Genomic DNA, 25,508 nt, shown 5'->3' on the forward strand with positions numbered 1-25,508 from the left:
CTCAGGAAAACGCCACTTTTTGGGCTGTAACGGACCGTAGCGCCTTTATTGTCTCAGCAATCGATGCTTATGAACCGAATATCGGCTGATAAGGGCCATGGTGTCCGTAACTTTGCCAAATCATGACCTTTATCCGAAATAAGCGCTACTCAGTCCGTAACGGCCGGCGGAGTTGCCCTGATGGAAGACAAAAAGCAGCGATTCTCCTTTATTGGAGGATCGCTGCTTTGCATTGTGGGCGGTTCTGTATGATTAAGCCTTATTCTTCGCATCGAACTGGAAACGCTCCACCTGTCCCTGCATATCCGCAGCCATGCCGGAGAGTCCCGCCGCGGAGGAGGTGATCTCCTCCATCGAAGCAAGCTGCTCCTCGGTAGCTGCGGTTACGCTCTGGAAGGAGTCGAGCGCCGCCCGGGCGATGGTGGCCATCTCCTGGACGGAGGCGGCTACTTGGGAGCTGCTGGCCGACATTTGCTCCGTAATGGCCGACACCTCATGGATCTGCTCGCCGACCTGCCGGGTGGACTGCTCAATCTGCCGGAAGGCTTCGCCCGCCTCCAGAGTAAGCGCCATGCCCTGCTCCACATCCTCTGCCACCTTATGCTTCATCACATCATAAGCACTGGCGATCAGGCCCACCATCTCGGAGATGGTCTCCTGAATCTGCCCGGCACTGCTATTCGTAGCCTCCGAGAGCTTGCGCACTTCACCCGCCACTACGGCGAAGCCCCGGCCGTGTTCACCGGCCCGGGCCGCCTCGATGCCGGCATTCAGCGACAGGAGATTGGTCTGCTTGGCAATGGCGGAGATCGCCGTGCTGGTCTCAGCCACTCTGGTGCTTAAGCCGTTAAGCTCAGCGATCAGGGTGCCGGACTGCTGTACCGATTCGCGGATCGTTTTCATCTGCTCCCCCACCTCCTGCATTCTGGAGCTGCCGGTCGAGACATCCGTTTCCGTAAGTATAGCGGCGCTCACAATCGCCTCTGAAGCGGAAGCGATTTTCTGGATGCCGGTGGACATCTCCTCCATCGTTGTAGCGACTTCGGCGGAAGCATACGCCTGGGTCTCTACGCCCCGGGTGGATTCCTCCACCAGCTCCGTCACATACTCGACTGCCTTGCTGTTCTCGGCCGTGCTGGCTGTGAGCTGTTCACTGGCAGCGGCGAGCTGGCCGGAGGTCTCGGCAACCTCCTGCACCATGGTGCGCAGTGAAGAGACCATTTCATTATAATTGCCGGCAAGCTGACCGATCTCGTCCCTGCGGCTGGTCTGGACGAATTCATCCAGATACCCTTCGCTTACCCGCTTGGCCGAACGGTTCAGGCGTTCTACCGGCCCGGTTATCCGGCGGATAATCAGGAAGGTAATTACTGCAGCAAGCAGCAGCGCAACCACGAGAACGATAGCCGATTTGTACAGAATCGGGTAGACCGCCTTCGTATATTCACTCTCTGGAAGCACTCCGGCCAAGGTGAAGCCGGTCAGCTCATTGGTAATGTAGTATCCGTCCATTTGCGTATCGGCTGCAGCATCCTTGTAGGAGATTTTACCCGCCGGTCCTTGCTTAATTCCTGCTGTCATTGCGCCTGTGGCTTCCGATGCAATCTCCATGGCAGGGTGATAGATCACCTTGTTATTGCCGTCCAGGATGAAGACATATCCGCTATCGCCCAGACTGACATTCTTCGCCAGCTCCATAAGCTCCTTCATGCTGATGCTGATCGTAACAGCCCCCTTGCCGTCCGGAAAAGCCTTGGAGATCGGCAGAATGTAGCTGTTCGTTACTTTGGAGAAAATGGGATCGATCACCGATGTTGTCTCCGGGGTCTTAAGTGCATCTATGTACCAGTCGCGTATGCGGGGATCATAATTGTCCAGCTTGGAATCCGGCGCGAACATGTATTTCCCGTCCTCGTTGCCTATCGCCACGATATCTACCTCAGGATGCTCCAGCTTGAAGTTGTCGATCAGCTTGCGCAGCTGTGGAGAATGGTTCGTTAGCCCCGCGCTGCTCATCTCGTATGCCAGCTCATTCACTCCGGCGCTCTCCAGCAGAATCAGCTGCGACAGTGTTTTATCCAGGAGGTGGATGCTGGAGCGTGTGGTGTCTTCCATTTTGGAGCGCAGAGCCGATTCTGAGGTTTGTGTCGATATGGCCACCAGAGCCAGCGAGGGCAGTACAATGGCTGTAATGATAAGCAGCATCAGTTCAGTTCTGAGCTTCGTGATACGGAATAGGCGCTTTAGGGGGTTTTTCGGTGTTGGCATGGAAGTTCCTCCTGAATTTCTGAATGGATGGACGTTAAAATTTATTTCCATATCTCGAAGTAACTAGATATTTTAATATATATTTCGACAAGGATCGACTAAATAATTAGTTTTTCGTCAAAAAATGTACTCCAATATTTCTGCAATTCTCCCTCTTTCCAAAAGAGTTCGCGTGCCAGCCTTCAGGTGGAGAACGATTATAACTATTCTTGAACTTGTAACCCGGGGCGGCCTGTGGCTTAATAATAAGTGTCCGGCCGGGCAAGATTACTTCTGGAAGGAGGCTGAAGATATGTTTTCAGAATACGAGGTGGTTTCCGTCTAAGACGGAGACCTGTTAAACGGGAGGCCGCGAGGCCTCCTTATGTATAATGAGCGAACACGAGCGGATATGTAATTCCGGTTACTACAATATAAAGAATGACACTGACCAACCACTGACAGACCGCTGATCCATAATGAATGTAGACGATAACCGTAGGGTTTAATATAATGAATTTAGGTGATTTACCAAATTTGAGGAGAAGAAAGGAGGCAGGTGGAATGATTATTCAGAACAGTACAGTGATCGGACTGAACAGAATACACCTGTTGAAGGAGGAAATTGAACGTGAGTTACGTCAATGGAAAGGATGTGCTCCCCCCGGGGCTGCTCGAAGAGCTGCAGGGTTACATACAGGGTGAGCTGTTATACATCCCGAAGAAAGCGGAAGAACGGGTAAGATGGGGCGAGAACAGCGGCTCCCGGCAAGAGATTGCTGCCCGCAACGAAGAGATCTTCTGTAGTCACAGCAGCGGCTGCTCGGTGAACGAGCTGCAGAAGAGATATCACTTATCCGAAGAAAGCATCCGCAAGATCATTTCAAAAATGCGGCAAACGCGGCTGGCGATGAACCGCTAGTCTGGAACGGATATGAGTTCTAATTATAGAACAAAGAGCATGGCTCCCGCCGTTGGCGGCGGGGTCATGCTCTTTTTAAAAATAAGGCTATGTTAAATTATAATGTTGATTTTTCGATAAAAGGAAAGCCGCTCATGGAAGGGCGTATAAAAAATGCTAATTTGCCTCTATACAGAAAAGAATTGATATCTTCTTCCATTCTCAAATTCATCTACAAAATTGCCATCAGTAATTTCAGAAATAACCCTTAGCCAAAATTTTTGTGCTGGTATATTCTTCTCAAGTTGGTAGAGTTCCCAATTACCTTTAAAGAGGGTAAATAGTTGTTTGGCTGCCGCTGTACCCAATCCATTCATTCTGTACTTTCTCAATATAAAGAAATGTGACAGGATATGAATATCTTTACCAGTTTCTTTGTTTTTCACGAAGGCAAATCCAGCGATTTTATCACTAACCATTATTAAAAAAGGATGGCGACTTTGTGGCTCATTCCAATACAAATTAAAATCTGGCATCCCTTGGTAAAGACCATTAGATAGAGTATCGACCTCAGTGTATTCAGTAAAATCGTACATATAAAATTGAAGTAAGTTTTGCAGAGTTAACTGCTCTTCAATCGTAGCCTTTCGAATATTCATTAGTTCACTTCCTTTCTCAACTTTTTTAGAGTAGAACTACCTGTCAATATATTCAGAAAGAATACACTGAACATCGAAGTTTGGTGTTCGTGTCCGTTACTGTAAACAAGCAAGAATTGACCAACATGTGTTTCTTATTCGACATTGTATTCTCGTATTCCTTGCTGTCTAAATGTTGGAACCAAGCCAGATAATGCTGTAAATACTTTGTCGCGATACCATTACGCATACTTGGTCATTGCTGATGCCTCGATACTTAGATTTGCCGCCTCGCTTTCGGGGCGTACGTTCGGAGATGTCCTTTCTGCCTTTTTCGGAGTATAAGAAGTAGGTTTCGTCCATTTCAACGATTCCCTGAAATGTTTCGGTTGGAATTTGTTTTAGTGCAGCAAGTATCTTATGCCGCCAGTAAAACAAGGTTACGTGTGTTACCTCATCACACAGCAACTCGGCACATTTTCCTCAGCGAAAAACCCTCAATCATGCATTCGATAAATAAAACGTTTGACGGCAGGATTTACAGCGGTAACGTTGCCGTTTGACCTCTCCAGTACGTGTTTTAATTATGTATTTTCCGAAGCGTACGACTGAGTGATTTTTGCAAGCCAAAAATAATAGAATTTATATGTTTCACACGATAACTTATCCTTCTATTTCTCGCTGAAACGGTACCGTCTTTTAAAAGGACGGCAAAGCCGTTTCTACTTGCGTTCGGGACAGGTATGGTATGATAGGAGAAGTGTATGTATTCTATCGAAATCTTAGATGATAGCAAGGAAGTGTAGGGATGGATTTATTCTCGCAGGGTGAAGACAACGGGAGCGGACGGCTGCTTGCAGACCGGATGCGGCCCGGTAATCTGGATGAATATATTGGACAAGAACATATTGTAGGCAAGGGCAAGCTGCTGCGCAGAGCGATTGAAGCGGACCAGGTCTCTTCTATCCTGCTGTACGGGCCTCCGGGCTGCGGCAAAACCACTCTGGCCCATATCATATCGCATCACACCCAAGGTGAATTCGTGCGGCTGAATGCGGTGGAGGCTTCGGTGAAGGATGTGCGGGAGGTCATTGAACGCGCACAGAGCAATAAGGCGCTGTACGGCTCGAAGACGATTCTGTTCCTGGACGAGGTACACCGCTTCAACAGCTCCCGCCAGGATGCGCTGCTGCCGGCCGTGGAGAAGGGCACGATTACCTTCATCGGTGCGACAACGGAGAATCCGTTCCACTATGTGAACGGGGCGTTGATGAGCCGCTCGACCTTATTCCAACTGGAGTCTCTGACCAGCGGACATAGCCTGATCGCGATGAAGCGGGCGCTTGCTGACGAGCAGAAGGGCCTCGGCTTCATGGATCTGAAGGCTGACGAAGACGCGCTGCTCCATATCGCCGCCATGGCGAACGGTGATATCCGCCGCGCCTTGAATGCCTTAGAGCTGGCGGCGATGACTACGGCGCCGGAGCATGACGGCAGCGTGCATATTACGCTTGCGGTAGCGGAGGAGTCGATCCGCCGTCCGATTGTCAAAGCGGACGAGTCGACGCAGTACGATGTGCTGTCCGCTTTTCACAAAAGCATCCGCGGCTCCAGTGACGCTGCCCTGTTCTGGTTCCTCTACGCGGTGGAGAAGCTGGGAATGGACCCGATGACCTTCATCCGCCGATTGATCGCGGCCAGCAGTGAGGATATTGGCCTGGCCAACCCGCAGGCGATGGTCCAGGCGGTTAGCGCGCTGGATGCCTACCGCAATAACGGCTGGCCGGAGGCGAAGCTGAATATCGCGCAGGCAATTCTGTTCGCTGTAGAGAGCCCGAAATCAGACGGGGTAGTGACCGCTATCGCCAACGTCATGAACAGTCTGGAGGATCTGAAGTCGGCCGAGGTGCCGCTGCATTTGCGGGATACGCACTATAAAGGTGCGGCCCAGCTGGGCCATGAGGGCTACCAGTACCCGCATAATTTTCCTGGCCATTATGTGAAGCAGGACTATCTGCCGAAGGCAATCTCCCGCAAGGTCTTCTATCAGGCCACCGAGCAGGGCAACGAGGCGAAGATCCGCCATAACCAGCAGCTGCGGCGCGGGCAATAGGGCTTCGAAGAAAACTCGCTCTGTCTGCTCCAACCAACAAACAAACAAACTGTACATTTTACAAACAGAGAGCAGCCATTCTCCATAACTGGAGGAGGCTGCTCTTTTTGACGTTGTAGGCTTCTGGGTAAAGGGCGGGGTGTGCTCGTTTGGCAGTGTGTGCTGAATGTTCAGGCTTCGCTGGATGATTTACCTAGCCGAATGTCGGCTGGAAGGTGGAGGTCAAAAATGAAAGGGAAAAATCCCTCTGAATCGGCTGGAAGCGGGATGTATGAGCAAATGAAAGGGATAAATCCCTCTGATACGGTGGAAAGTGGGCTGCAGGTAGGAAATGAGAGGGATAAATCCCACTGAATCGGCTGAAAGTAGGCCGTATGAGCAAATGAAAGGGAAAAATCCCTCTGGTCCAGCCGAAGGTGGCAAACTGAGTTATGAGGAGCACTAATGCCCCTGAGAATTCAGCAAAAGCGGGCCAAACGAGCGAATGAGGAGCACTAGTGCCCCTGAATTCAGCAAACGTGGGCCAAACGAGCGAATGAGGAGCACTAATGCCCCTGAATTCAGCAAACGCGGGCCAAACGAGCGAATGAGGAGCACTAGTGCCCCTGAATTCAGCAAACGTGGGACAAACGAGCGAATGAGGAGCACTAATGCCCCTGAATTCAGCAAACGTGGGACAAACGGGCCAACGAGAAGCACAAGCGCACTCCTCAGGGCGATTCGGCTTTTGTATTTTACTCCTACATTCTCACCACCAATGGCTGACGCTGAACGATAAATATGATGGAAATGGAAATATTTTGACAAAAAACCGGTATTCTCAGAAAAATATAATGTAAATATATAGAATTAATTTACTGTATGTGGTATATGTGTAGGTAGGGTTATTTTACCTTAATTTGTAATATGGAGGTGGTAAATGGAACGTGCTCAAATACTATGTCTAATTATGGACACTGGGGAGGTATTTGTGCGTGCCTGAGTCCTGACGGACTGAACAAGCAAGAAAACGAAGGGAGATGAGTAAGGATGAGTCAAAGTAAACGGAAGACCGGCTGTATCGCTTCACTAAGCCTGATGTTAGCCTTCACCATTGGTTCAGGGACGGCTGTCCGCCCGTCTGTCACCGAAGCGGCAACCGCCGGATTTAATTATGCAGAGGCACTGCAGAAATCGATCTATTTCTACGAGGCACAGCGTTCGGGTGAGCTGCCGGCGGACAACCGCGTGGAATGGAGAGGCGACTCGGGGCTGCAGGATGGTGCCGATGTCGGCCATGACCTGACGGGTGGCTGGTATGACGCAGGGGATCATGTCAAATTCGGATTTCCGATGGCGTACACCGCGACTATGCTGGCATGGTCGGTCTATGAATACAAGGATGGTTATGTGCAGTCCGGGCAGCTGGATGAGATTCTGGACAATATCCGCTGGGCCACAGACTATTTTGTGAAAGCGCATACTGCACCGAATGAGTTGTGGGGCCAGGTGGGTAACGGCACGGCGGACCATAACTGGTGGGGACCGGCGGAGGTCATGCCTATGGCGCGCCCGGCTTACAAGATTGATGCTGCACATCCCGGCTCGGATCTGGCTGGTGAGACTGCCGCCGCCCTTGCCTCGGCTTCCATTATTTTCAGGGATTCAGATGCCGCTTATGCGGACAAGCTCCTGCTGCATGCCAAGCAATTATACAATTTTGCCGATACGTACCGGGGAGCTTACTCCGATACTATCACTGACGCCAAGCAGTATTACAATTCGTGGAGTAGTTACGCGGATGAGTTAAGCTGGGGCGGTATCTGGCTATACCTGGCGACCGGTGAGCAGACCTATCTCGATAAGGCGATTGCCGCCAGTGATCTGTGGGGCACCAACCAGGCTGGTGACTGGGGCTACCAATGGACCCAATCCTGGGATGACAAGCATTATGGTGCGCAGCTCCTGCTGTCCCGCATCACCGAGGACCCGAAGTTCATCCAGTCCACGGAACGCAATATGCAGTTCTGGACGACCGGGGTGAACGGCACCTCTGACCGGGTAGCGTATACTCCAGGCGGGCTGGCCCATCTGGATCAATGGGGGGCGCTGCGGTATGCAGCCAACCATGCTTTTCTTGCTTTTGTCTATGCAGACTGGGTTACTGATCCGGTGAAAAAAAATACCGCCCAGGCCTTCGCAGAGCGCCAGATTAATTATATGCTGGGCGATAATCCGCGTAATAGCAGCTATGTCATCGGCTTCGGCGCGAATGCACCTGAGCATCCTCACCACCGCACCTCACACGGCTCCTGGAGCGACAGCCAGACCACTCCGGCCAACCACCGGCATGTGCTCTACGGCGCACTCGTTGGCGGACCCTCCAAGACCGATGCTTACACCGATGCGATCAGCGATTATGTCTCAAATGAAGTTGCAACCGATTACAATTCAGCCTTTACCGGCTCTCTGGCCCGGATGATGATGCTCCGCGGGCAGGGACAGAGCCCGCTTGCGAACTTCCCGCCAGCCGAAACGCGTGAGGATGAGATGTTCACGGAGACTTCTGTGAATGCCAGCGGCAGCAATTTTGTGGAGATCCGCGCGGTTCTCAATAACCGTTCGGCATGGCCTGCCCGTTCCAGCAGCCAGCTGTCCTTCAACTACTATCTGGACATCAGTGAAGCTGTTGCCGCAGGATATGGCCCCGGCGATATCACCGTCAAGGCAGGCGGCTATAACCAGGGAGCCACCGTCTCGCAGCTGCTGCCTTACGATGCAGCGAACCATATCTACTATACCAAAGTAGATTTCTCCGGCACCCCGATCTATCCGGGCGGACAGTCTGCTTACCGCAAGGAAGTACAGTTCCGGATTGCCGGACCGCTGAATACTACCTTCTGGGACAACAGCAATGACTTCTCCTTCAAGGGAGTGGCCGCGAATGCTTCAGCGGCAACGAAGAACCCTTATATCCCGGTATACGATGCAGGTGTCAAAGTGTACGGAGAGCTGCCTTCCGGCGGCGGGACCCCAGGTGAACCGCAGGTTCCGGCCCGTCCGTCCGGCCTTCAGGCCGTACCCGGCAATGCCAGCGTAGCCTTGAGCTGGAATGCAGTCAGCGGTGCAACCAAGTATACAGTCAAGCGCTCCCTGGTGAGCGGCGGACCGTACACTACAGTGGGTACGGCAACCGCAGCAGTCTATAATGACAGCGGGCTGACCAATGGTGTGGACTATTATTATGTGGTGACTGCAACGAACAGTGTAGGCGAGAGTACAGCGTCTGCCCAGGTGACTGCCAAGCCGCGCGAGATTACTGTGCCTGCCGGCGCTCTGCATGTGCAGTACCGCACCAATGACACGAGCCCCTGGGATTCCCAGATCCGCAGCCAGTTCCGGATTGTCAATACGGGAACCGAGGCCATTCCGCTCAGCGGTCTGAAGCTGCGCTATTATTACACCGTGGACGGGGACAAGCCGCAGGAATTCCACTGTGATTATGCCCAGGTCGGCAGCGGCAACGTGAGCGGAACCTTCGGGAAGCTTAGTACACCTGTTACCCTGGCCGACTCTTATCTGGAGATTTCTTTTGCGGCAGGAGCAGGCAGCCTGGCTCCGGGGGCAGACAGCGGGGAGATTCAAGTACGCTTCAACAAGTCCGATTGGACAGCCTACAATGAGAGCAACGACTATTCCTATGGGGGTACTCAAGCGACCTTCGCGGATTGGAACAAAGTCACGCTGTACCGTGCAGGAACGCTTGTCTGGGGCCTCGAACCCTAAACCATACCAGAGAGGAAGTATGCCGAAATGATGAAGCTAAGTTCATTCAAGAAACCGCTTTCTATCGCGCTGAGTGCTGTGCTCACCTTGTCTCTCACCAGCGGGATCATCAATTTCCATCCGGGAACCGCCAAGGCGGCATCGGTGGAGAAGACCAGATTCCTGCAATTGTATGACCAGTTGAAAAACCCGGCCAGCGGCTATTTCTCGGCTGAAGGCATCCCGTATCACTCAGTGGAGACCCTGCTCAGCGAGGCGCCCAACTATGGGCATATGACAACCTCCGAGGCCTATAGCTACTGGATGTGGCTTGAGGTGCTGTACGGCCATAACACCGGAGACTGGAGCAAGCTCGAAGCGGCCTGGGACAACATGGAGAAATACATTATTCCGATCAATGAAGGCGACGGGGTGCAGGAGCAGCCGACCATGAGCAGCTACAACCCGAACAGCCCGGCGACCTACGCCTCCGAGCTGTCTCAACCGGATCAGTATCCAAGCGCACTGAACGGCAAGTATACCCCGGGTAAGGACCCGCTGGATGCAGAGCTGAAGGCCACCTATGGCAATAACCAGACCTATCTGATGCACTGGCTGGTGGATGTGGACAACTGGTATGGCTTCGGCAATCTGCTGAACCCTACGCACACCGCCAGCTATGTGAACACCTTCCAGCGCGGAGTGCAGGAATCGGTCTGGGAGGCCGTAGGCCACCCTTCACAGGATAACAAGACGTTCGGCAAAGCCAATGAAGGCTTCATGACCCTGTTCACCAAGGAAAATAGCGCACCTTCCGCACAATGGCGGTATACGAATGCTACGGATGCGGATGCGCGGGCTGTGCAGGCCATGTACTGGGCCAAGGACCTTGGCTATACGAATACGGTCTATCTGAACAAAGCCAAGAAAATGGGTGACTTCCTGCGTTATGGCATGTACGATAAGTATTTCCAGAAGGTCGGCAGTGCCGCTGACGGTACGCCTGAAGCGGGAACGGGCAAGGATTCCAGCCAGTATCTGCTGGCCTGGTATACGGCCTGGGGCGGCGGCCTGGGAACCGGCGGAGACTGGGCCTGGAGAATCGGCGCCAGCCATGCGCACCAGGGGTATCAGAATGTGGTTGCAGCCTATGCGCTGTCGACCGCAGCCGGAGGGCTGATTCCGTCTTCGGCAACAGCCGGAACGGACTGGGGCAAATCGCTGACCCGCCAGCTGGAATTCTACAACTGGCTGCAATCCTCTGAAGGGGCTATTGCAGGCGGTGCGACCAATAGCTATAACGGCTCCTACAGCGCTTATCCGGCAGGAACAAGCACCTTCTACGGCATGGCCTACGACGAGGCTCCTGTCTATCATGACCCGCCATCCAACAACTGGTTCGGGATGCAGTCCTGGAGCATGGAACGGGTAGCAGAGCTGTATTATATCCTGGCTTCCAGCGGGGACACCACCTCGGCTAATTTCAAAATGGCCAAACGGGCCATTGAGAACTGGATTGACTGGTCTACAGATTATGCCTTTGCGGGCAGCCGTCCGGTAACGGATGCCGCCGGCTATTATCTGGATCAGCAAGGAAACCGGATTCTGGGCGGAGATGATCCGCAGGTTGCCACCGTATCCGCACCCGGCGAGTTCTGGATTCCGGGCAATGTGGAGTGGCACGGACAGCCGGATACCTGGAGCGGGTTCAGCTCTTTTAACGGAAATAGCGGCCTGAACGCAGTGACCAAAGATCCGGGACAGGATAGCGGCGTGCTGGGCAGTTACATTAAAGCGCTCACCTTCTTTGCCGCAGGGAATAAAGCGGAGCATGGCAACAATACTGCGCTCGGCGGAACCGCTTCACAATTGGCCAAATCCTTGCTGGATACGGCTTGGGGCTACAATGACGGAGTGGGCATTACGACACTTGAGAAGCGTGCGGATTATTTCCGGTTCTTCACCAAAGAGGTATACTTCCCAGCAGGCTGGAGCGGTACCTTCGGCCAAGGAAATACCATACCGGGCAACGCTACTGTACCTTCCGATCCGGCCAAGGGCGGTAATGGAGTGTATGCGAGCTACACCGATGTGTATCCAGATATCAAAAATGATCCCAAGTGGAGTTATCTGGAAGGTAAGTACAATAGCTCGTACAACAAAACAACCAAGACCTGGGACAACGGTGCACCTGAGTTCACCTACCACCGCTTCTGGTCACAAGTGGACATGGCTACAGCCTATGCCGAATATGACCGCTTGATCAATAACGGCAGCGGCCCAACGCCAACGCCGACGACTACACCGACGGCAACACCGTCGGCAACACCAACAGCCACACCGACAATTGCGCCAACAGCTACACCGACAACAGTGCCAACAGCCACACCGACAGTCGCACCGACAGCTACACCGACAACAGTGCCAACCGCTACGCCGACAACAGTGCCAACGGCTACACCGACAGTTGCACCAACCGCTACGCCTGCCGTAGGGAATCTGGTCGTTCAATACCGTACAACGGATACGAACGCCACAGACCCGCAGTTCCGTCCGCAGCTGCGGATTGTCAATAACGGGACCACAGCGGTAGACCTCAGCAAGGTTAAGGTACGGTATTACTACACGATTGACGGCGAGCGGGCACAGCAGTTCAATGTCGATTATGCGGCTCTCGGCGGCAGCAATGTGCTGGGCAGCTTCGTGAAGCTTGAGCCTGCAGTTACAGGAGCGGACCACTATGTGGAGATTTCCTTTAGTGCGGGCGCGGGCAGTCTTGCTCCGGGTGCGAATACCGGCGAGATTCAACTGCGCATTAACAAGACCGACTGGAGCAATTACAATGAGGCGGACGATTACTCCTATGATGCAACCAAAACGTCTTTCACAGACTGGAACCGGGTGCCGCTGTATCTGAACGGTGTGCTGGTCTGGGGCGTTCAGCCGCAATAAGGCTGCCGTCCGGTAAGCCAGTCCCGGCGTGACTCTGTATTCTGATTAATCAAAGACAAAGAACCTTCAACTCCACGCACTGTGGTGTTGAAGGTTCTTTTTTAAGCGAAATAAGAAACATGTATGCGAAAAACCGAACACAATGGGCTAGGCACCAACACTGTTCACATACTAGGGTGTTTTCTTTATAAGGGTAGCCCCTTGGCTGGGGTGCAATCAGACCTGCGCCAGAGCGGCGCGACTTTGTCGGCCGTCTCGATGGTTCCGCCGCCAAGACAGGTCTCGCCCAGATAGAAGACCACGGCTTGTCCTGGCGTAATCGCCTTCTGCTGAACATCAAAGGCCACATGGACGGTTCCATCAGCCTGCTTCGTCAGCGTAACGCCCTGATCCGGCTGGCGGTAGCGGAACTTGGCGGTGCACTTCAGCGGCGTATCGCCAAGAGTGTCCGGATCGATCCAGTTCACCCCTGAAGCTATAAGACTGGTTGAATACAGGCTGATGTGCTTCTCACCTTGCACCACATACAGGGTATTGCTGGCCAGATCCTTCTCGGCCACGAACCAGGGTTCGCCTGTACCGGAGCCCCCGATACCAAGCCCCTGGCGCTGGCCCAGCGTGTAGTACATGAGGCCGTCATGGCGGCCCTTCACTTCGCCCGTAGCGATATCGACCATATTGCCTGACTGTGCAGGCAGGTATTGGCTGAGGAATTCACGGAAATTGCGTTCTCCGATGAAGCAGACGCCGGTGCTGTCTTTTTTCTTCGCGGTATAGAGTCCGGCTTCCTCGGCAATTCTCCGCACCTCCGGCTTCGGCAGATGTCCGATCGGGAACATGGCCTTCGAGAGCTGGTACTGGTTCAGCGCATTGAGGAAATACGTCTGGTCCTTGTTGTTGTCCACGCCGCGCAGCAGCTTGAACAGGCCGTCTTCTTCCACGACCCGCGCGTAATGCCCCGTAGCGACATAATCTGCGCCAAGCTGCAGTGCTTTGTTCAGGAATTCGCCGAACTTGATCTCGCGGTTGCACATCACATCCGGATTCGGGGTCCGGCCAGCCTTATATTCTTCAAGGAAATAGGAAAAGACTTTATCAAAGTATTCCTTCTCGAAATTAACGGTATAGTAAGGAATATCGATCTGCTCGCAGACGCGGCGCACATCCTCGGCATCGGTCTCGGCCGTACATACGCCGAACTCGTCGGTATCATCCCAATTCTTCATGAAGATGCCGATGACGTCATATCCCTGCTGCTTCAGCAGCAGCGCTGTAACAGAGGAATCCACTCCGCCCGACATCCCGACGACGACCCGGATATCCTGATTAGCTTTTGTCATCGTGATCACCATTTTCTGTACACAAAATACCGGCGTTCTCACTGAACACCCGGCTCATTGTGTATTATACCATACCTGTCTACCCCAAACGAGGACACTGCTGCTATGAAATATAGCGAAAAACGGTCCGAAATTGACAATTTGTCCACCAGTGGAGAACAAAATCGTGAATTATTGCCGTTTGCTGTTTCAAATGTGTCCATAGATATGATAACATAAGCTGAGAGCAGACATCGGAATACATTGATATGCAACTAAACCGAAAGAGGTGCCCCTTTGAAAATCTCAACCAAAGGACGTTACGGATTAACCATTATGATGGAGCTTGCCCTGAAATTCGGCGAGGGGCCTACATCACTTAAGAGCATCGCCGAGAAAAACGGACTCTCCGAGCATTACCTGGAGCAGCTCATCGCCCCGCTGCGCAATGCAGGCCTGGTGAAGAGCATCCGCGGAGCTTACGGCGGTTATATTCTGTCCCGCGAGACCAACACCATTACCGCCGGAGATATCATCCGCGTCCTGGAAGGCCCGATCTCCCCGGTAGACTTCACCGAAGAAGACGACCCGGCCAAGCGCGACCTCTGGCTGCGCATCCGCGACAGCATCGCCGATGTGCTGGACTCCACCACCTTGTCCGACCTGATTAACTTCAAGGAAGAGAGCCAGGCGGATAATTACATGTTCTACATCTAAAAACGGAAAGACCCCTCAAGCCATCCGGCTTTGAAGGGTCTTTTATCTATTACAACTGATTGAGCTTATTCACCGGGCTTATCCTTCTTCGTATGGTACGCCTTGGCCGCTTCCTTGCGCTCTAACAGATCAGAGCGGAAGAATAAGCGTTCGCGGCTTGTCTCCTTCACCGGCTTCAACTTCCCGTTCTTTACGAAGCCGTGAATATTTTGCCGGGAGGATTCCAGGATCTCCATCGCTTCCGAGACACCGCAGACTTCACGGGAGATCCATTCGGCCAGTTCTTCTTTGCTGTTGAAGGTGTACATTACCAGGCTACCTTTACTAAAGTAACTACGGTGAGCAGCAGAGCAATGACGCTGAAGGTGAAGGAAGTATAGACTATAGTTTCATACGTCTTTTTGGTCATGTTGACAGCTCCTTTAAGCCTTAGATTTATATGCTATATGTTAATTATTCCAATTCAATTAACGTTTGTAAAGTATATATTTGGATTTGTCCTGTCCATTGATCGGAGGGTAGGCTTGAACTGATTCTTTCGTGGTATAATCAAGAAGAGAAGAACGATCCTTGACGCTGGAACCTACTGGGAGTCTTGCTACTCCCGCTGGGTCTCTGAGTTAATCAATCAGAGCAGTGATCAGGTTGATGATTGAGGCAATCCGCTAATGGTGGCACCCAAAAGCACGATCTTTGCAACTCGTTTCATCCCGTCGTTCTTCATTCCTTGTCTTTCGCATATTTTATGTTTTATAGTTGTTTAAGCGAAAAAAACGACTTAATCATCGGTTTTTTCTGCTTTAGCTTTGCGATTGTAGGAACTGACAGATTCTTGTAATGCTAACACATCAGTGCGAAGGAATAGACGTTCCCGGCCCGCCGTTTTGATAGGCAGCAGGCGGCCCTTCTGAACAAAATGGTGAAGGTTCTGCCGTGAGCAGTTCATAATCTCCATGGCTTCTGAGGTGAAGAGAATATTCTCTGAGACCCACTCTTTCATTTCCTGCTGGTCTTTAAATGGCTTCATTACCCGTTCACCACTCCTTGTCTTGATTATCATCAACTTCTTATAAGAATATAGTGTTTTGTATAACGAATGTAAACCAAATATTGGGACGCAAGCTGAAGGAGGCTGGGCTGTAGTGCAACTATATGTTCCCCCCAAGCTGATGCCTTGGGTTACCTTTGGCAATGATACTGTCAATCTGAAGGCAGGTGCACCGGAAGAAGTAAAGCCGCTTTATGAGAAGCTGAAGGCAGATATAAAAAAGTCATATGATACAGCGTTTCCGAAGGATGGGACTTTCCCGAAACTATAAGTCTTTCCAAAACAAGGGCGTGCTTTTTTCATGCCGCCTTTTTGATATTGCAGACGAAGACCCCTCAAGCCATAATCCCGGGCGGCTCTTTTGCTGTGTTTTGTTACCCGTAAAATGCTTTGTAGTAAGGCTTTAACTCATTTTTCGAGCTTCCTGTAGATATAGGGAATGAGATGTTTTATATTTAATAGGGGACTGAAACCCGTTGATTTCAAAGGGATTGTTGAAAAGTGTTACCGATACTGGCCTGGATCTCAGGCAACCCTACACGCGGGTTGGAGGCAAATAATCAATGTTCGTTTTTTGAACTCAATCTCCTCCCATTGAAGACCGGCTACTTCGCTAATTAGACCTGTATAAGCTAGAACAACTAATACAATTGACATGTTGGTTGATAAAACAAAAAAGAACCAGACTATAAGTCTGAGTATGAAAAAAAAGTGATCAGTGAGATGGCGAAATTGGTAGTACAGATCACCAACAGACGTAAGTCTTTGGGTCTCACACAAGCTCAGGTTGCTGAACGAGCCGGAATAACTCAAGCTCAGGTGGCAAGGTTAGAGAATTCTTCTTCAGTTCCATCCATCGAAACAGTGATGAAAGTCGCAGTTGCCCTGGATATGACCGTTGGCCTGAATGCAGTCGATGAACAATCGGCAGCAATGATGGCATGGAATTCTGAACAGCCCTGCGGACCATACTAGTCGGCAGGGCTGAATTATCATATAGTTTACCTAAGCATTATTTAGTCAGGTTATCCACTTCATCAGTAAACGCGTTCAAGTATTGTTTGAAAATTCCTGTATCAAGTTTAGAATTTGTATCGTTTGCTTTCGGTGGAATATCCTGAATTTGTTTATACATCCGATCAATTTCACCTGAAAGTTTTATCCATATTTTCTTTATCGAATCATATTTTGTATCCAGGCCACTTATGTAGGCATCATATTCTGCCTTTTTATTCATTGCTTTCCCTAATTGTTCGATTGTAAAATCTATATCCAGACTTTCACCTGTACTACTTGTTCCACTACTAATATATGAGCTTATATCAACAAAGCCAACATTCCAAATGTCAGAAACCACAAAGTTTCTGATGTCGGTCAGCATACTTTTAGGAGATTGTTCTGAGGTAGAAGAAACATTGCCCGAGTCAGAAGCATCAGGCGCAGGCTCTTTGAAGAGCTTTCTGATCTCATTAAACGCTGCTTTTTCCTTGTCGGATGAGGAGTAGCCCCAGCCAATTTTATCATCTTTAATGAGAATGACTAGTTCACTTTTAGAGTTTGATGGTTTCTCACCTTGAATTAAAATAAGCTTATCTTTTCCGCCTGCGGAATCGGTGTAATCTTCCGACTCAATGACCGTTGCATTCTTAAGTTTGTTATCTTCTGGGGTTTCAGTTGATTCTGCCATCTGGAAAATTTCTTTAACATCTGGGTGAATTTTATCAGAAACAAATTTCTTTTTCGCTTCAATATCTGACCCATTTAAGAAAGTACTCACATATTCAAGTGCCAGGTTTTCCGAATCAGAAAGCTCTTTTTGCGGCTCGGGTGAGTTGGTTGGAGAAGTGGAAGGGATGGACGATGTTGCGGACTCTGTAGCGGTCGGAGATGCTCCTGTGTCCTCTGAATTATTATTTTTTGAGTTACTGCATCCTGAAAGAATTACTGTCGTTATGATGATGCAGAAAAAAAGTTGTTTTTTCAATTGCTTTCCCCCTAATTCTGATACATATATCAAAATCTACTTTATCAGAATTGGGGAATATTTACTATGGTATTATGTTCTCCCACCCAGGGAGCAGTGGCTCTTCCGGCAATTTTTTAATGGTCCCCGGCGACTGGATCACCAGCACCGGCTCAATAACTCCACCAGTGCAATTATTTTTCAAACCGCCTTCCTATCCCCCGAAATGACAGCATTCACTCAATCTCCAATCCATCTGCATATGATCTTTATCTGTATAGGGTAACCTATATGGTGTACTTTGGTAGTTGTATGAGTGTTGCGTTCCTGGTTCTACAACAAAGGTGAGGTTATGACATGTCAAAAACAATATTGATTGTGGAAGATGAGAATATTTTACGGGAAATCATGAAGGATTATCTGCTGGAAGAGGGGTATCGCGTGATTGAAGCCATTGACGGGAAGCAGGCGATCTCGTTATTTCAGGAGCATGAGGTTGACCTGATTTTACTGGATATCATGTTGCCTGAACTGGATGGATGGTCTGTGTGCAGGCGAATCCGCAAGACATCGAATGTGCCGATTATCATATTGACGGCCCGTTCGGATGAGGACGATACGTTGCTTGGGTTCGAGCTTGGCGCCGACGACTACGTGACCAAGCCTTACCGCCCTCTGATTCTGCTGGCACGGGTAAAGCGGCTGCTTGAGAGCAGGCATACCGGCGGACATGAGAGCGACACGTTGTCCGGCGGAGGCATTTCGATTCATTTTCCCTCCCGGACCGTTTCGATTGACGGCACCAGCTCTGATTTAACGCATACGGAATTCGAAATATTGGCCTATCTGTTGCAAAATAAAGGGATCATTATCAGCAGAGAGCAACTGATTACGAAAATTTGGGGATATGATTTCGCGGGCGATGATCGTACGGTTAACAGTCATATCCGCAATTTGCGTTCCAAGCTGGGGGAGCATGCCAGGCAGATTGTTACGGTTGTGCGTTCAGGATATAAATTTGAGGAAGAGCTATGAAGAGGGGGATTGTTCTAAAACTGTTCCTGTTGACAGCGGGGTTGTGCCTGTTCCTGATCGCCGTTATTTTTATCCTGCAAACCGTATTTTTCAAACAGTTTTATGTTCATCAAAAAATGAAGGATGTTAACGCGGCGGTTCAGGCTTATGAGCAGGACTACCTGAAGCATGCCTCGAACACGCAGGAGATGGCCAGGCTGGAGCAGGACTTTTTTCAAAAGCATAATACCTGGATCACGGCTTTGGACACCCGCGGAAATATAAAGTATGCCGGCGATTTTTTCATGGAAATTAAGCTGGACCGTTCGGAAGAATCTGCGCTTTCTGACACAACGATAACCGTACCTCTATACAGTTTCATCAACGTAGAGGACTTCAGCAGCAATCAAACGTTCCTCACTCCCTGGATTGAAGAAGGGGGAACGATCGCTATAGAAGGCTTGATCATGAACAACCAGCCTGTAATCCAGCGGATGGGAAGGAACAGTGCCAATCTGAGAGACGAGAGCCGGCTGGAGAATCATCAGATGGTGAGCAAAGAGTACGAGGTCCTCGAACAAACGAACGCGGCCCAATATCGCGAGCAATATTCCACATTTCTGGTCAAGGGAACCATTACAAAAGTTCGGGTGCCGGAAGGGGCGGGAGTCTCGCGTTACACCAATCACTTGTTTCTGGACCGTATCAAAGCTTTCCAGGCGGATCTATTGTACGGCGACTTTAAGGATGTCACGAACGCAAAGCAGATCGTAGATGTTGAAGAAAATCACGTGAACTACAAAATTTTCGTGGACCGCACCCAAGATCGTGACGGAAATCCGGCATACCTGTTCGCAATGACATCGCTGCAGCCTGTGAATGAAGCCGTAGGCATCATCAAAAACTACTACGGGTATATCATTATTGTGACCTTGCTGCTCGCACTGCTCGCATCGTTTTACTACTCCCGTCAGATTGCCCGGCCGTTGCTGCGCATCAACCGTACCACCCGGCAAATGGCAGACCTTGATTTTTCGGAGACCATTCCCGTCACAACCAAGGATGAAATCGGAGACTTGTCGGGCAGCATTAATGAGCTATCCGAGCGCCTGCATTCCCATATCCTTCAGCTTGAACAGGACATTGAGAAGGAAAAGCAGCTGGAGCATACGCGGAAAGAATTTATATCCGGCGTATCCCATGAGCTGAAGACTCCACTCAGCGTTATTCAGAGCTGCCTTGCCATTTTACATGACGGGGTTGCCAGCCATAAGCGGGAGCATTATTTTGCGGCAATGGAAGACGAGGTCGGCCGGATGAATCTGCTGATCACGGATATGCTGGAATTGGCAAAATATGAATCGGGTACGTATAAAATGGACACCGGTTCGTTCTATATCGATGCAGTCATCCAGCGGGTATGCGCTAAATTAACGCCGGACTTTGCGGCCAGGCAGCTGCTTCTCCGTACTTCGCTTATCCCTGCCGAAGTCGAGGGGAACGAACGCCGTATAGAGCAGGTCATCGTCAATTTCCTTACCAACGCGATTTTCTATACGCCGGAGCATGAATCTATCTTCGTAACTACTTCGGAAGAGAAGGACACCATTCGCATTTGCATCGAAAATAAAGGTGCCCATATCCCCGATGAGCAACTGGGGAAAATTTGGGACCGTTTCTACCGCGGTGACACCTCCCGTCACCGGTCAACCGGCGGAACGGGGCTTGGCCTTGCCATATCCAAGAAAATATTGGAGATGCACGGCGTGCCTTACGGCGTGAACAATACCTCCGATGGAGTGATGTTTTATTTTCAATTGAATAAAAAAGCGTAGAAATATGGAAAAAAGTGCAGACCTCGGTTCTGCGCTTTTTTTGTTCTTTTTTGATACAGCATTGATTTCCTCTGCACTTGTTCTGCATCTCTCCCTGTTAATCTTTCTATTAGAGAGAGAGGGGGTGGATTGAACATGACAGCAAAATCAAAGATCCGCAGACGGCGAGCCATGTTTCTTGCAGCCGTTGGCCTGCTTGGTTTGGGTCTGATGAGATGGCTGCCACTTGATAGGACTGTTATTGCTGAGGAGTATGGGGAACAGTCTGTGCACCAACTTGCTGCGAGGAATATCAGTGAGGCTAATGTGGTAAGCAAGGGGGCTAGACCGGCAGGGAAGATCGTCTATTTAACGTTTGACGACGGTCCCAGCGAGTTGACGGGGGAATTTCTTGACGTGTTACAGCAACATGGCGTCAAGGCCACTTTTTTCATGCAAGGCAGCCAATTGCAGCGAAAAAGTCTGCAAAGCGAGGTAAAGCGTGCTGTACGGGAGGGGCATTATGTCGGAGGACACAGTATGACTCACCAGAACAAGAAGCTGTACGAAGAAGGACAATTCGTATCTGAGATGAAAGCAAACTTAGCACTGATTCATGATATCACGGGTGAACAACCCCATTTAGTGCGTCCGCCGTACGGTTCGGTGCCTGGACTGAACGATAAGAAGCTTCGCGACCAAATCGCTAATGAGGGAATGAAAATTTGGGACTGGACGATTGAATCGAACGACTGGAGTCTGAAGGACCATCCGGAGCAAATCGTCGAAAACATCAAAAAAGCGACGAAGGTCGATCTGGAGGTGGTACTGATGCACGAAAAACCGCAAACGCTGCAGGTTCTTCCGGAAATCATTGCCTTTTATCAGGAAAAAGGGTACCAGTTTGGCGTTTATTCGGATGACGCACATTTTCACCTGAATTTCCAGAAGGATGACCGCTTATAGCCGGGTGAGAAGAGCGCAGCTATCCTTACCTAATTTTAAATTCAGAGAGGACAATATTCATGTTTAAAAAAATCATCTTAACGCTAGTTATAGGCAGCACCGCACTCACCTTGGCAGCCTGCGGGAGTGGGCAAAATCCGCAAAACGTGACGTCTCAGCCACAGGTCAATGAAACAGCACCCCCGGAGCAGCCAAACTCTATTTCCTATAAAACAATATTTAAGAACAGCGTATTTCTGGGAGATTCGATTACAGAGGCGCTGTCTTACCATGACATTTTGGAAAATTTCAATGTAGTGGCAGGTGCCGGAAAGACGGTTGAGCTGGCTCTTATCGGTGGAGATGTTGATAAGCTGGCAGAGCGGAATCCGCAACATGTATTTATTATGCTGGGATCCGACGATATTCTATTGCCGCCGCAAATTACCGATAACCCCAAGCAGTATTCACTGAAGTTCTACGACCAATTGATCGACAGCATCAAGGAGAAGCTTCCGCAGGCATCCATAACGATTTTACCGGTTACGCCGGTTACACCGGAAGCTGAACAAGTGGAACCACGTTACAAAAATATCGACGATTACAACCAGGGATTAAAAGAGCTGGCGGACAAGCAGCAGGTCGGATTTGCCGATTTATCCTCCATCTTTGTTGACGGCCAACATTTGTATAGTTCAGACGGCATTCATTTTAAACCGGGATTTTATACACGTATGCTCGATTTGCTGAAAGATCAGGTGAAATAACATGCAGCTGGATGAAGGTCTGGAGGTGACGGGAAATGGTCTTTAGCAGCCTTATATTTCTATTTCTCTTTCTGCCGGTCACCATGCTGATCTACTATCTCTCGCGTATGAGGATTAGAAATGCTATTCTGCTCGGCGCAAGTCTGATCTTCTATGCATGGGGGGAGCCCGTCTACATCTTCCTCATGATCTTCTCGACGGTATTCGACTATGTGAACGGGATCCTGATCGATAGATACAGGCATCGTAAAGGGATTGCACGGGGAGTTTTGATTCTGTCCATGATTGGCAGCCTGGGGATTCTTGGATTTTTTAAATACGCAGGTTTCGTGTTCGATAATATCAACTCGTTGTTCAACCTGCACTTGCAGGCAGCAGATCTTCCGCTTCCGGTGGGCATATCGTTCTACACGTTCCAGACGATGTCTTACATCATCGATGTTTACCGCAGGAAGATGCCTGTTCAGAAGAATCTGATCGCCTTCGGCGCCTACGTGACGATGTTTCCGCAGCTTGTAGCGGGACCGATCGTTAAATACGGAGACATTGCGGGGCAGCTCGTTAACCGCAAAGTGACGTTGGAGCGTTTTGGCGAAGGGGCGGAATTGTTTATCAGAGGGCTCGCCAAAAAAGTACTGCTTGCCAACAATATCGGTTTGCTGTGGACAAGCGTCAAAGCGGTGCCTGCGGTGGAGCTGTCGGTTCTCTCCGCATGGCTCGGCATTATCGCCTTTACGTTTCAAATCTATTTTGATTTTAGCGGATATTCGGATATGGCGCGCGGTTTGGGGAAAATGATCGGGTTCGAATTTATGGAGAACTTTAACTATCCTTATATCTCCAGGAGTATTACGGAATTCTGGCGGAGGTGGCATATTTCGCTCGGTGCCTGGTTCCGTGAGTATATCTACATTCCGCTTGGCGGGAACCGTGCGGGTAAGCTGAAACAGCTCCGAAACTTGGCGGTGGTATGGTTTATAACCGGATTGTGGCATGGAGCGAGCTGGAATTTTATCATTTGGGGCTTATATTTCGGTCTCTTTGTCACACTTGAAAAGCTGGTTCTCTTGAAACAGCTTCAGCGCTTGCCGGTCTTTATAAGCCATGCCTACACCCTGATTGTCGTGATCATCGGCTGGGTATTTTTCGAATTTGAACATTTGCCCGCAGCCATGACCTTCATCGGAACGATGTTTGGCGCCGGGGCCAGTGGATTCGCGGACAACCGGGCGCTCTACGATGTGTCGACGAATGCCCTGCTGCTGCTTATCTTGGCGGTTTGTGCCACGCCGTTTCCCGGCAGAGCACTGACCCGGTTCAGAACCAGGTTTGCCCGCTTCGGCACGCTTGCCGCTTCCGCCATCTACTTCATCTTTATCGTGGCCTCAACAGCCTATCTGGTCAATGCAACGTACAATCCATTCTTATACTTTCGTTTTTAAAAATAGAAGAATTTATCTGTTTCACACGATAACTTATCCTTCTATTTCTCGCTGAAACGTGTGCAGTCCCTGAAAGGACGGCAGAGCCGTTTCCACTTGTGGAGGTGATTATCTTTGAAGAAGTACGACCAGGTCTATTATCGCGCACTCGCCATTGTACTGCTGATGTTTACCGGGGCGGTATTGGTTGTCAACTGTCTGACCCCGAGGAAAGTATTTTCCGAATCAGAGAACCGGATGCTGCAGCAGCTCCCGACATTCTCGCTTCAAACCTTAGGATCAGGCAAGTTTACTTCAGAATTTGAAGCGTATCTATCGGACCAGTTTATGGAGAGAGACTTTTGGATTGGACTGAAATCCGATGCGGACCAGGGATTGGGGAAAAAAGAGAGCAACGGGGTCTACCTCGGCAAGGACGGGTACTTAATTCAAAAATTCACTCCTCCCGGACATGAGGATTTGGCAGACAAGCTGAAAGCCATTCAAGCCTTTGATCAGGCTACGCCTGGTCTGCGCAAATATATGATGCTCGTGCCGACGGCAGCTTCCATACTTGAGGATAAATTGCCGCCTTATGCTTCCGGTGGGGATGAGAGGGGCTATTGGGACAAGATCAAGGATTCTGATCTCGGGGACATTCAGTGTGTCCATGTTTCCCCCGCGCTGGAGGCGAACAAGGAGCAACCGGTCTATTATAGAACAGACCATCACTGGACGACCCAAGGCGCTTTCCTTGCCTATCGGGAGTTGGGCGCGCCCATGGGTTTTACACCCAGGAACGAAGATGATTTCAACATCCGTCAAGTCACTAGTCAGTTCTATGGATCTTTGTATTCGAAAAGCGGATTCAGGCACATACGGCCGGATGCTATTGAGCTGTATTATCCAAAGGTACCGGAGACCGTTTCCGTGGAGTACGCCCACGAACAGCAAAGTGCGGATTCGATGTACGCTATGGAAAACCTCACCAAGAAGGATAAATACACTGTTTTTTTCAACGGGAATCATGGCTTGCTTCGCATAACAACTGGCAGTGCGGAAGGGAGAAGACTGCTTATTGTTAAAGATTCGTATGCCAACAGCCTGATCCCTTTTTTAACCCCGCATTTTAGCGAAATTGATGTGATAGATCTCAGATATTATGAGGGGGATGTACTGAAACTTATGGAAGAACGGCAAATCCGTGACATGCTGATTTTGTATAATATGACGACATTTTTTGAAGATCCATCCATTAAAGCGTTAGCGGATTCTGTGAAATAATCCAAAAAGGAGGTCAGTAACCATGCTTACTGGACAGAAAATTAAATACGTGGTTGTCCTGTCTGCCGTCATGATTTTATGTGGCATCTTGATCGGATGCTCCAGTAAGAAAGAAGATGCCAAAGACGTTCCAGTCCATACCATTGAAGAGCGTATCAAGCAAGCGGCTTCTATGGAAGCTATGGACAAGGGGGATATGAGCAGGCTTAAGAAGCTCTATCAGCTTAATGCAGATGACGTTCAGGATTTTGTGCTGTATACAGCAGAATCGAACGTCGAAGCGAATGAACTGGCCGTGATCAGAGTGAAACAAGAGGATCAAGCGGACAGCGTTAAGGAAAAGATCATGGAAAGAATCGAGGCTCAAAAAGTCAAGCTGAAAGACTACCGCCCCGAGCAATTTTACCTCGTCGAAAAGCATATATTAAAGGTCAAGGGCTGTTATATTTTGTTCACGGTCTCCAAGGATGCGGAGCAAATCGAAAGCGCGTTTAACGAAGCGCTTAAATGATCCCTTACACTATATGAAAAAGACCCCCTCGGGCCATCCACGGCTTGGAAGGGTCACGCCTAAGCTTCCAAACCAGACGTTACACGAGCCCCTTCGTATTCCCGATAACT

The 25,508-nt window shown here is 50.0% G+C and carries 20 protein-coding genes and 1 pseudogene; 14 read left to right on the forward strand and 7 right to left on the reverse strand.

Annotation, left to right across the window (positions count from 1 at the left end):
• Positions 1-252 precede the first annotated feature (252 nt).
• Positions 253-2,268, reverse strand: coding sequence for a methyl-accepting chemotaxis protein (locus tag MHH78_RS09995; protein WP_076081666.1), 2,016 nt, complete (start codon positions 2,266-2,268; stop codon positions 253-255).
• Between the two features lie 610 nt (positions 2,269-2,878).
• On the opposite strand from MHH78_RS09995, the gene MHH78_RS10000 reads away from it, so the two are divergent.
• Complete coding sequence (locus MHH78_RS10000; protein WP_036690524.1) at positions 2,879-3,169, forward strand: CD3324 family protein; 291 nt, start codon at positions 2,879-2,881, stop codon at positions 3,167-3,169.
• Between the two features lie 167 nt (positions 3,170-3,336).
• On the opposite strand, the gene MHH78_RS10005 is transcribed toward MHH78_RS10000, so the two are convergent.
• Both MHH78_RS10005 and MHH78_RS10010 read right to left on the reverse strand, forming a co-directional pair.
• Positions 3,337-3,807, reverse strand: a complete 471-nt coding sequence (locus MHH78_RS10005; RefSeq protein WP_076081665.1) for a GNAT family N-acetyltransferase — start codon at positions 3,805-3,807, stop codon at positions 3,337-3,339.
• A 210-nt stretch (positions 3,808-4,017) separates the two neighbouring features.
• A pseudogene (locus MHH78_RS10010) lies at positions 4,018-4,410 on the reverse strand (IS1595 family transposase); the annotation flags it as partial.
• A 184-nt stretch (positions 4,411-4,594) separates the two neighbouring features.
• Between MHH78_RS10010 and MHH78_RS10015 the strand changes: the two are divergent.
• From MHH78_RS10015 to MHH78_RS10025, 3 genes are all read left to right on the forward strand, one after another.
• Complete coding sequence (locus MHH78_RS10015; protein ID WP_341167296.1) at positions 4,595-5,899, forward strand: replication-associated recombination protein A; 1,305 nt, start codon at positions 4,595-4,597, stop codon at positions 5,897-5,899.
• Positions 5,900-6,928: 1,029 nt separating this feature from the next.
• Complete coding sequence (locus tag MHH78_RS10020; protein ID WP_341167297.1) at positions 6,929-9,664, forward strand: glycoside hydrolase family 9 protein; 2,736 nt, start codon at positions 6,929-6,931, stop codon at positions 9,662-9,664.
• A gap of 30 nt (positions 9,665-9,694) precedes the next feature.
• Positions 9,695-12,595: a glycoside hydrolase family 48 protein gene (locus MHH78_RS10025; protein ID WP_341170301.1), complete on the forward strand. Its 2,901-nt coding sequence runs from the start codon at positions 9,695-9,697 to the stop codon at positions 12,593-12,595.
• Between the two features lie 185 nt (positions 12,596-12,780).
• Here the strand turns inward: MHH78_RS10025 and mnmA are convergent, their stop codons facing one another.
• Entirely contained in the window at positions 12,781-13,935 is a 1,155-nt protein-coding gene (gene mnmA, locus MHH78_RS10030; RefSeq protein WP_341167298.1) for a tRNA 2-thiouridine(34) synthase MnmA, read from the reverse strand.
• 276 nt (positions 13,936-14,211) lie between these two features.
• Between mnmA and cymR the strand changes: the two genes are divergently transcribed.
• Positions 14,212-14,631 carry a cysteine metabolism transcriptional regulator CymR gene (gene cymR / locus MHH78_RS10035; RefSeq protein WP_036732323.1) on the forward strand — a complete coding sequence of 140 codons (420 nt, stop codon included), beginning with the start codon at positions 14,212-14,214 and terminating at the stop codon, positions 14,629-14,631.
• 65 nt (positions 14,632-14,696) lie between these two features.
• Here cymR and MHH78_RS10040 read toward each other — a convergent pair whose 3' ends face one another.
• Positions 14,697-14,939, reverse strand: coding sequence for a helix-turn-helix domain-containing protein (locus MHH78_RS10040; RefSeq protein WP_340980017.1), 243 nt, complete (start codon positions 14,937-14,939; stop codon positions 14,697-14,699).
• A 470-nt stretch (positions 14,940-15,409) separates the two neighbouring features.
• Entirely contained in the window at positions 15,410-15,658 is a 249-nt protein-coding gene (locus tag MHH78_RS10045) for a helix-turn-helix domain-containing protein (RefSeq protein ID WP_076082200.1), read from the reverse strand.
• 115 nt (positions 15,659-15,773) lie between these two features.
• Between MHH78_RS10045 and MHH78_RS10050 the strand changes: the two genes are divergently transcribed.
• Positions 15,774-15,950, forward strand: a complete 177-nt coding sequence (locus MHH78_RS10050; RefSeq protein ID WP_341167299.1) for a hypothetical protein — start codon at positions 15,774-15,776, stop codon at positions 15,948-15,950.
• Positions 15,951-16,402: 452 nt separating this feature from the next.
• A complete protein-coding gene (locus tag MHH78_RS10055) occupies positions 16,403-16,654 on the forward strand; it encodes a helix-turn-helix domain-containing protein (RefSeq protein ID WP_076082198.1) in 252 nt (83 codons plus the stop codon).
• 37 nt (positions 16,655-16,691) lie between these two features.
• On the opposite strand, the gene MHH78_RS10060 is transcribed toward MHH78_RS10055, so the two are convergent.
• A complete protein-coding gene (locus MHH78_RS10060) occupies positions 16,692-17,663 on the reverse strand; it encodes a hypothetical protein (protein ID WP_341167300.1) in 972 nt (323 codons plus the stop codon).
• Between the two features lie 336 nt (positions 17,664-17,999).
• Here MHH78_RS10060 and MHH78_RS10065 point away from each other — a divergent pair, with 336 nt between their 5' ends.
• The 7 genes from MHH78_RS10065 (at position 18,000) to MHH78_RS10095 (ending at position 25,398) form a co-directional block, all read left to right on the forward strand.
• A complete protein-coding gene (locus MHH78_RS10065) occupies positions 18,000-18,677 on the forward strand; it encodes a response regulator transcription factor (RefSeq protein ID WP_076082183.1) in 678 nt (225 codons plus the stop codon).
• On the forward strand, positions 18,674-20,491 hold the full coding sequence (locus MHH78_RS10070) for a sensor histidine kinase (protein ID WP_341167301.1): 1,818 nt from the start codon (positions 18,674-18,676) through the stop codon (positions 20,489-20,491). Before MHH78_RS10065 ends, MHH78_RS10070 begins: the two co-directional genes overlap by 4 nt.
• Before the next feature lie 135 nt (positions 20,492-20,626).
• A complete protein-coding gene (locus MHH78_RS10075; RefSeq protein WP_341167302.1) occupies positions 20,627-21,436 on the forward strand; it encodes a polysaccharide deacetylase family protein in 810 nt (269 codons plus the stop codon).
• 59 nt (positions 21,437-21,495) lie between these two features.
• Positions 21,496-22,182, forward strand: a complete 687-nt coding sequence (locus tag MHH78_RS10080) for a GDSL-type esterase/lipase family protein (RefSeq protein WP_341167303.1) — start codon at positions 21,496-21,498, stop codon at positions 22,180-22,182.
• Positions 22,183-22,217: 35 nt separating this feature from the next.
• Positions 22,218-23,624, forward strand: coding sequence for an MBOAT family O-acyltransferase (locus tag MHH78_RS10085; protein ID WP_341167304.1), 1,407 nt, complete (start codon positions 22,218-22,220; stop codon positions 23,622-23,624).
• 114 nt (positions 23,625-23,738) lie between these two features.
• Positions 23,739-24,887 carry a DHHW family protein gene (locus tag MHH78_RS10090; RefSeq protein WP_341167305.1) on the forward strand — a complete coding sequence of 383 codons (1,149 nt, stop codon included), beginning with the start codon at positions 23,739-23,741 and terminating at the stop codon, positions 24,885-24,887.
• Positions 24,888-24,909: 22 nt separating this feature from the next.
• Entirely contained in the window at positions 24,910-25,398 is a 489-nt protein-coding gene (locus tag MHH78_RS10095) for a DUF4358 domain-containing protein (protein WP_341167306.1), read from the forward strand.
• Positions 25,399-25,508: the final 110 nt, after the last annotated feature.

It is taken from the genome of Paenibacillus sp. FSL H3-0333, from assembly GCF_038002805.1.
Lineage (GTDB): Bacteria > Bacillota > Bacilli > Paenibacillales > Paenibacillaceae > Paenibacillus_AQ > Paenibacillus_AQ silagei.